Annotated in this window: 8 protein-coding genes, 1 tRNA gene and 1 pseudogene (1 of these 10 cut by a window edge); 3 read left to right on the top strand and 7 right to left on the bottom strand. The window is 43.2% G+C overall.

The features are described 5' to 3' along the window. Window positions 1–142 precede the first annotated feature (142 nt). A complete protein-coding gene (locus tag COV52_02340; protein ID PIR11769.1) occupies window positions 143–811 on the top strand; it encodes a hypothetical protein in 669 nt (222 codons plus the stop codon). 54 nt (window positions 812–865) lie between these two features. On the opposite strand, the gene csrA is transcribed toward COV52_02340, so the two are convergent. The 5 genes from csrA to COV52_02315 form a co-directional block, all read right to left on the bottom strand. After that, window positions 866–1042 carry a carbon storage regulator gene (gene csrA, locus COV52_02335; GenBank protein PIR11768.1) on the bottom strand — a complete coding sequence of 59 codons (177 nt, stop codon included), beginning with the start codon at window positions 1040–1042 and terminating at the stop codon, window positions 866–868. A 202-nt stretch (window positions 1043–1244) separates the two neighbouring features. After that, window positions 1245–1691 (bottom strand): 50S ribosomal protein L9, encoded by a 447-nt coding sequence (locus COV52_02330; protein PIR11767.1) that lies wholly within the window; start codon window positions 1689–1691, stop codon window positions 1245–1247. 9 nt (window positions 1692–1700) lie between these two features. Next, on the bottom strand, window positions 1701–2594 hold the full coding sequence (locus COV52_02325; GenBank protein PIR11766.1) for a hypothetical protein: 894 nt from the start codon (window positions 2592–2594) through the stop codon (window positions 1701–1703). Between the two features lie 12 nt (window positions 2595–2606). Beyond that, window positions 2607–2825, bottom strand: a complete 219-nt coding sequence (gene rpsR, locus COV52_02320; protein ID PIR11765.1) for a 30S ribosomal protein S18 — start codon at window positions 2823–2825, stop codon at window positions 2607–2609. Next, window positions 2825–3160 (bottom strand): 30S ribosomal protein S6, encoded by a 336-nt coding sequence (locus COV52_02315; protein PIR11764.1) that lies wholly within the window; start codon window positions 3158–3160, stop codon window positions 2825–2827. The genes rpsR and COV52_02315 overlap by 1 nt, the downstream gene beginning before the upstream one ends. A gap of 157 nt (window positions 3161–3317) precedes the next feature. On the opposite strand from COV52_02315, the gene COV52_02310 reads away from it, so the two are divergent. Next, window positions 3318–3394: transfer RNA gene (locus tag COV52_02310), tRNA-Met, on the top strand. Window positions 3395–3500: 106 nt separating this feature from the next. On the opposite strand, the gene COV52_02305 is transcribed toward COV52_02310, so the two are convergent. Both COV52_02305 and COV52_02300 read right to left on the bottom strand, forming a co-directional pair. Continuing rightward, window positions 3501–3722, bottom strand: a complete 222-nt coding sequence (locus tag COV52_02305; GenBank protein ID PIR11763.1) for a DNA-binding protein — start codon at window positions 3720–3722, stop codon at window positions 3501–3503. A gap of 419 nt (window positions 3723–4141) precedes the next feature. Further along, the gene (locus COV52_02300) at window positions 4142–4543 is read right to left on the bottom strand and encodes a hypothetical protein (GenBank protein PIR11762.1); all 402 of its coding nucleotides are present in this window, start codon (window positions 4541–4543) and stop codon (window positions 4142–4144) included. Between the two features lie 787 nt (window positions 4544–5330). On the opposite strand from COV52_02300, the pseudogene COV52_02295 reads away from it, so the two are divergent. Further along, a pseudogene (locus COV52_02295) lies at window positions 5331–6089 on the top strand (hypothetical protein) (it continues 381 nt past the right edge of the window).

The raw sequence follows: 6089 nt of genomic DNA, 5'->3' as shown, positions 1-6089 counted from the left end.
CAATGGACAGTGGAATGATTATTGGGAAGAAAGAAAAGCGGCATGAAAACCTACACTTTTAATCGCACCCCCGTATATTGAACCACTTGCATTCACGCCCAAACTTCAATATCCTGCCCAGAATGACGGAAGGAGCTATTGCATGGCTAACTCAACAGCTAAACTACTGGCCCAAGCTGAACAAAACAAAAAAAAGCAGGCGCTTAACAAAAAACTCTTCGAAGCGGCTAAAACTAACGACATCAATGCGGCAAAATCTGCCATTGAGTCGGGTGCCGACCTCCACCTTCACGAGGGTACCGCGCTAAATCAGCCCGATTTTTACGATAATACCCCCCTACACATCGCCTGCCGAGAAGGTTTTCTAGACATGGTTCAATTATTAATTGAACACGGTGCAAAAACTGAAGTTAAAAATCGCAAACACCAATACCCACTGCATTGGGCAGTGCATAATCAGCACACCGATATCATCGACTATTTACTTGAAAAAAACGCTGACCTTGAAGTGCAAGATAACGAGGGCGATACGCCTTTATGCTGGTCAATTTACCTTGGCCACTACGACATTGCCAAACGTTTAATTGCCCTGGGTGGGAATGTGAATCATCACAGCTTTGAAGGCTTAGCTCCGCTACACTGGGCAGCGTACAAAGGCGATTTGCCTATGGTGAAATTGCTAGTCGAAAACGGCGCAAAAATTGAAGACCCGACAAAATCAGGCGACACACCCATTCTCTATGCGACACAAAATGGTCATGTGGATGTGGTGAAATATTTGATCGACGAAAGCGACCCGAGGAAAGAATAAAAAAATGCGGCAAGTCCGTGCCGCTGTTCTACTTATTATCAGCACGCGCATCACTTAGTCTCTTTCTTGTTCTCGTTTCAAACGTGAATAGACTTCTTCACGGTGCACAGGCATATTATCGGGTGCTAGCACACCGATGCGCACACGCTTATCGTTCACGCCTTTAATGGTCACGCGTATATTATCGCCGATTAAAATCGACTCATTGATTTTCCTTGTTAACAGTAGCATAAGCTCTCCTTTTCAAGATTAAAAAAAGCGCACAATGCGCCACGGAAAAAACAGAAAATTAGATAAGACTTGAAGGGTGATGCTCAGTATAAACAAACAATGAAGAAGTTGCGAGAAGAAATGAGAATAAAATGAGAAAAAAATAAGGGCGACCCTAACATTCCACTAAAGAACGCTAAAGACGCCCCGAATGGTAGCAGCTTTACTCAGCTTCGACCGTTAAAGTCATCGGCACGACCACATCTGAGTGCAACTCAATGTGAAGTTCGTATTCGCCAAGGCTTCGCACTTGCTGTTCTGGCATCGTCAGCTCACGACGCTCAATTTCAACGCCGGCGGCTTTAATCGCATCGATCACGTTGTAAACAGTGACCGAACCAAACAACTTGCCGTCTTCAGCCGCTTTACGCGCGATCTTAATCTCCAAGCCTTCAAACGCTTTTGCACGCGCCTGAGCCTTGTCCAACATTTCCTGCGCTGCTTGCTCAAGCTCAGCACGGCGCGCTTCAAACATCTCGATGTTTTCTTTAGTCGCCAAGACCGCTTTCTGTTCTGGCACTAAAAAATTACGTGCGTAACCAGATTTAACATTGACGCGATCGCCAACTTTACCCAAGCTACGGATACGTTCTAATAATATAACTTCCATCACTCTCTCCTATTTCCCGGCTTTGAACCGGCGTAAATCAATTAGGCTATCAAGTAGGGCATACACAGCAATTGACGCAGCAATCACTGGTATAAACATGATAACAATAAATAAAACAATAAAGATAAATAGCACAGTCAAGGGCGAAAAACGCTTTAGCAAAAAACGCACTAAACCTGACAAGCCTGCCACAAAGAATGGCAGCCCTACCAGTGGCAGGTAATCGTAAAGCCAGCGCAATTTAAACGTCGCACCCAAAACCACCAAGACAGCCAGTGCCGCAAACCAAAATGGCATGCGAAGCTCGGTTTTCTCGGTATCGGCTTGCACAGGCTTTGGCAGCAGCTTATCAACGATTCGTGCGAACCAAAGCTCAACCAAAGTACTCAACGCCAAATAAGCCGCATTGAGACCTACAGCAAAATAAGCCAGCCTATCAGCCGCCTCAGCCACCCTGCTCTCTTCTTGAGCCGTCATCTTAAGCGTTCCTTCAATAGGCTTTGCATTGCCCTTCAAAAGACTGACCCACCAAGCATGAGCATCAGGCATCAACCAATGAAACAGCAACACCGCGATCACAGCAATGAAGGTCGCCAAGATAATGAGGTCGCGCCAATTTGGCCTGCGAAGAAAAACACTGGCCAAAAGCCACGCCAAGGCAGAGCCGAATATGGCGTGCACACCAAACAACCATTGGTGAGCGACAACCATTGTCACCACAGCTGGCAGCAAGCTCCACATCAACACCAAAAAGCCTTCCCTTATGCCTTTTCTTAATGTGACCAAGGCTACGATGACCGCACTGACCCAAGAAAAAAATGGAACAATGGCGAAAATCACAGCCAGCATCACAGCATGCAGACGGCTTTTTAATAAGTATTGTGCGAAACGACGCGCTATCATCTTTTTGCTTAACTATTTATGTTTGTCACAGTAAGGCAACAACGAAAGCACGCGCGCCAATTTAATTGCGCGTGTTAACTGACGTTGATATTTCGCTGACGTGCCAGTAATACGGCTCGGTACGATTTTGCCTGTTTCAGTGATAAATTTTTTCAACAAATCGACATCTTTGTAATCGATTTCTTTAATGCCTTTTGAAGCAAAATAACATTGTTTACGGCGACTAGACATTATCGCTCCTCCTTCTCTTTTTGCTTCAGTATGCTGGATTTTTCAGTGACTGCTTCACTGCGGTTTAACACCACGTGGCGAATCACCGCATCGTTAAAGCGGAAATTTGATTGCAATTCATCCACCAAGGCAGGGTTGCACTCGATGTTTAACATCACGTAGTGTGCTTTGTGGATTTTTTCGATAGGGTATGCCAACTGACGACGGCCCCAATCTTCTTGACGGTGAACTTTACCGCCGTCTGCTTCGATCGTTTGCGTGAAGCGCTCGACCATACCTGGAACCTGCTCACTTTGATCAGGGTGCACTAAAAACACCACCTCATAATGGCGCATAGGACTCTCCTTACGGTTAAAGCCTGCCGATATCTCACGACAAGCAAGGATTAAACACATTGTCACTTGGCCAGGATCTAGCCAAGCGGGCGCAATTATAAAGGACAATCAAGGTCTTGACAAGGTAGGGGCTTCACGCCAAAATGCGCGCTTTCGTGGCTATGTAGCTCAGTTGGTTAGAGCACAGCATTCATAATGCTGGGGTCGTTGGTTCAAGTCCAACCATAGCCACCAATTTTTCAAGCGGTTACAACAACGCACTTATTTAACAGCTTCCTGGGGGTGCTCAGGGGGTGCCAATCCATTACACCACCCTGACCAACCCATCAACACCCAGCTGCTAGCCATCAAGCCTACGCTGCACAAGATGCTGCTCAAGCCAAGCATCCAAATCATCGCGCAAATAAATAACACGCTTACCCAACTTCGCATAACGCGGGCCAGGTGTTCTTTGACCGACCAGGCCATCCATACGGTCTTTGCGCAAATAGGATACTGACATGCCGATATATTGCGCCGCAGCTTTTTCGTTTAAAGCGCGTGATTGGTTCTTTTCGTTCATAGAAAAATCCTCATAATATTTGTTGTTAAGAATATTTCGGTGATATGAAGATAAAAAAATGACTTGCTAGACACAGATGTGTCAGCAAGAAATTATAGTTGAACAGCCTATAGCAAAAGCCACAGACACAAGTTGAAATGTAAAATTAACCCCAGGCCATTTTAAAATGAACGGGATTGTATATCATTACTGGAGGTTTACTTATAATGCTATCACCTGGCTAAGAATAAAATGCCACATTAATATCGCAACAACCTCAAAAACAAAGCGCTTCACTAAAGAAGCGCCTTGCCAGTTAAATACTAAGTGCAAGCGTAAAACACTTGCAATAGTTATAGTTTAATGGCTTCAATCATGAAGCAAGTTTTATAAGTAAAAGACCGCTAAAAAGCGGCATATATTAAAAATAAGACAAAGTTTTAATGCAAAACCTTCATCTCATCGTTAATCCAATCTCGCCCGTGCTGCAAGCGATCATGGAAAGTCGATTTACTGACGCGCTGTTTTGCCGCAATCATCCGCACTTTGTTTTTAGCAATGCCTGAAGTGTAGTAGTCTTTAACTGCTTTACCCCAGGCTGGCTTAGTTCGAATTAAGTTGCCAATCAGAGTATCTAGTTTTTTATACTTATCCGGCCAAACCACCTGGCGTGTGCCGCCTCGTGAAAGTTTAAGGCCATAGGCTTCAAATTCAGCCAGCGCATAGCCTGATGATGAAAAGCTTAGTGATAAGGCCGTTTCTAGCCGCGATAAGTTACCCCATACTGATAAATCATTATGTACAGGATGTTTTTCTTTTGGTCGTTTTTTATTGGTTTTCATGCGGTGCATTCCTTCGTTTTATTTTTTTCAGAACAATCCATTGAAAGATAAACACAAAGCTTACTGCTTTGCGTGATAAATAAACTATTTTGGGGGTTTAGGTCTTTTATTGTTAGACCTCGAAATATGTAGGCATTATAGCACAAGAATGCCTAAAATTGCAATAATTTTGAGCGAAAAAATTAGGATTTTTGGAGGGTTTTTTGCAAGCCACTGATAAATATCGATTTAATTTTACACAAATATTCAATTTTTTTATCTAAGAGCCGGACAAAATCGCATGCAAATTTGAAAAATAATCACAAGCAACCTATAGTGTTCAAGTCACGGTCTTGAGGCATGAACGTCGATCAACAAGGGGTGGGAAGCATGGTGGCTTCCCCAGTGACGCTTTCTAAAAATCTATGACCCTACGGACAAGTCTTTCAGACCAGCCAAAGCCCTTCGGGGTGTGTGATTAAGCTGATGGATAACTTGTGCCAAGTTACCCACAACTTAAATCACACGCTTTGGCTTCTTGCCCACAGGCTCACAGATTCAATCACAATGATTTTTCTTTCAACACTCACAATACTAAGTTTTTCAGGACTAGACGATATCATGCTATCGCTGTACTTTGATATTGCACTATCGCAATAGTGCAACAGGGGGCTTTAATGGATTTCAGCCAGTTATTTCACTTTAATCAATCAAGAGGAAATCATCATGAAGATTAAATTGCATAAACAAATGGCTAGCAACGCTGGTCTAGTTGGCGTGGGTTAATTGCCCACCTGTTGTTTGCCTCTTGCAAAAAAGAGGCAAACAACTTTTTCCCTCAAAAAAAATTGATTCGTTTGAGAATATGCTTATGTTAAATAGCCCAATAAAATTCAAACCAACGGTACAAGTATTTTACCAGCCTAATAAAATTTTTATCCGAAGCAACGGCTATTTCATTACCATTCCCGATGATAACGGAGTTTTTAAAGCTACGTTTGAACTGCTTGACGGACAACATACAGTAAAAGCGATTTCAGAAAAGCTGATTACGCAATTTCCTGAAGCCAGCGAAGAAAACCTGACCGATGTTATTTGTGATCTTGATGAACAATATTTACTGGAAAAAAGCGATACAGCTCCATCAAAAATATTAACTGATTACGACCTTGAACGATGGCATCGTAACTTGGATTTTTTTAATTCGTATTGTCGTCTAAGCGATAACAAATATGGCGCTCAAGCTAAAATTAAACAGGCAAGAATTTTATTACTGGGATTGGGTGGGTTAGGTTCTCACATTTTATATGATCTCGTCGCACTTGGCGCGACGGATATCCGTGCAGTTGATTTCGATAAAATTGATTTAACCAATCTCAATCGCCAAATTCTCTATGGGGAAGATAACATCGGTCAACTTAAAACCGAAGCCGCCGAACAACGTATCAAACAATTTTGCAGCCAACTTGATGTTGACTTTATTAACCACCGTATCAGTGGCGCAGCAGACATTGAGCGACTGCTCGAAGGACGCGAGATAGTCATTTGTGTGGCTGACAAACCCAAA

The organism is Gammaproteobacteria bacterium CG11_big_fil_rev_8_21_14_0_20_46_22, from assembly GCA_002796245.1.
In the GTDB taxonomy this organism is placed as follows: Bacteria; Pseudomonadota; Gammaproteobacteria; order UBA12402; family UBA12402; genus 1-14-0-20-46-22.
The sequence above is the reverse complement of the archived record's forward strand: the minus strand, read 5'-3'. Positions and strand labels throughout refer to the sequence as shown.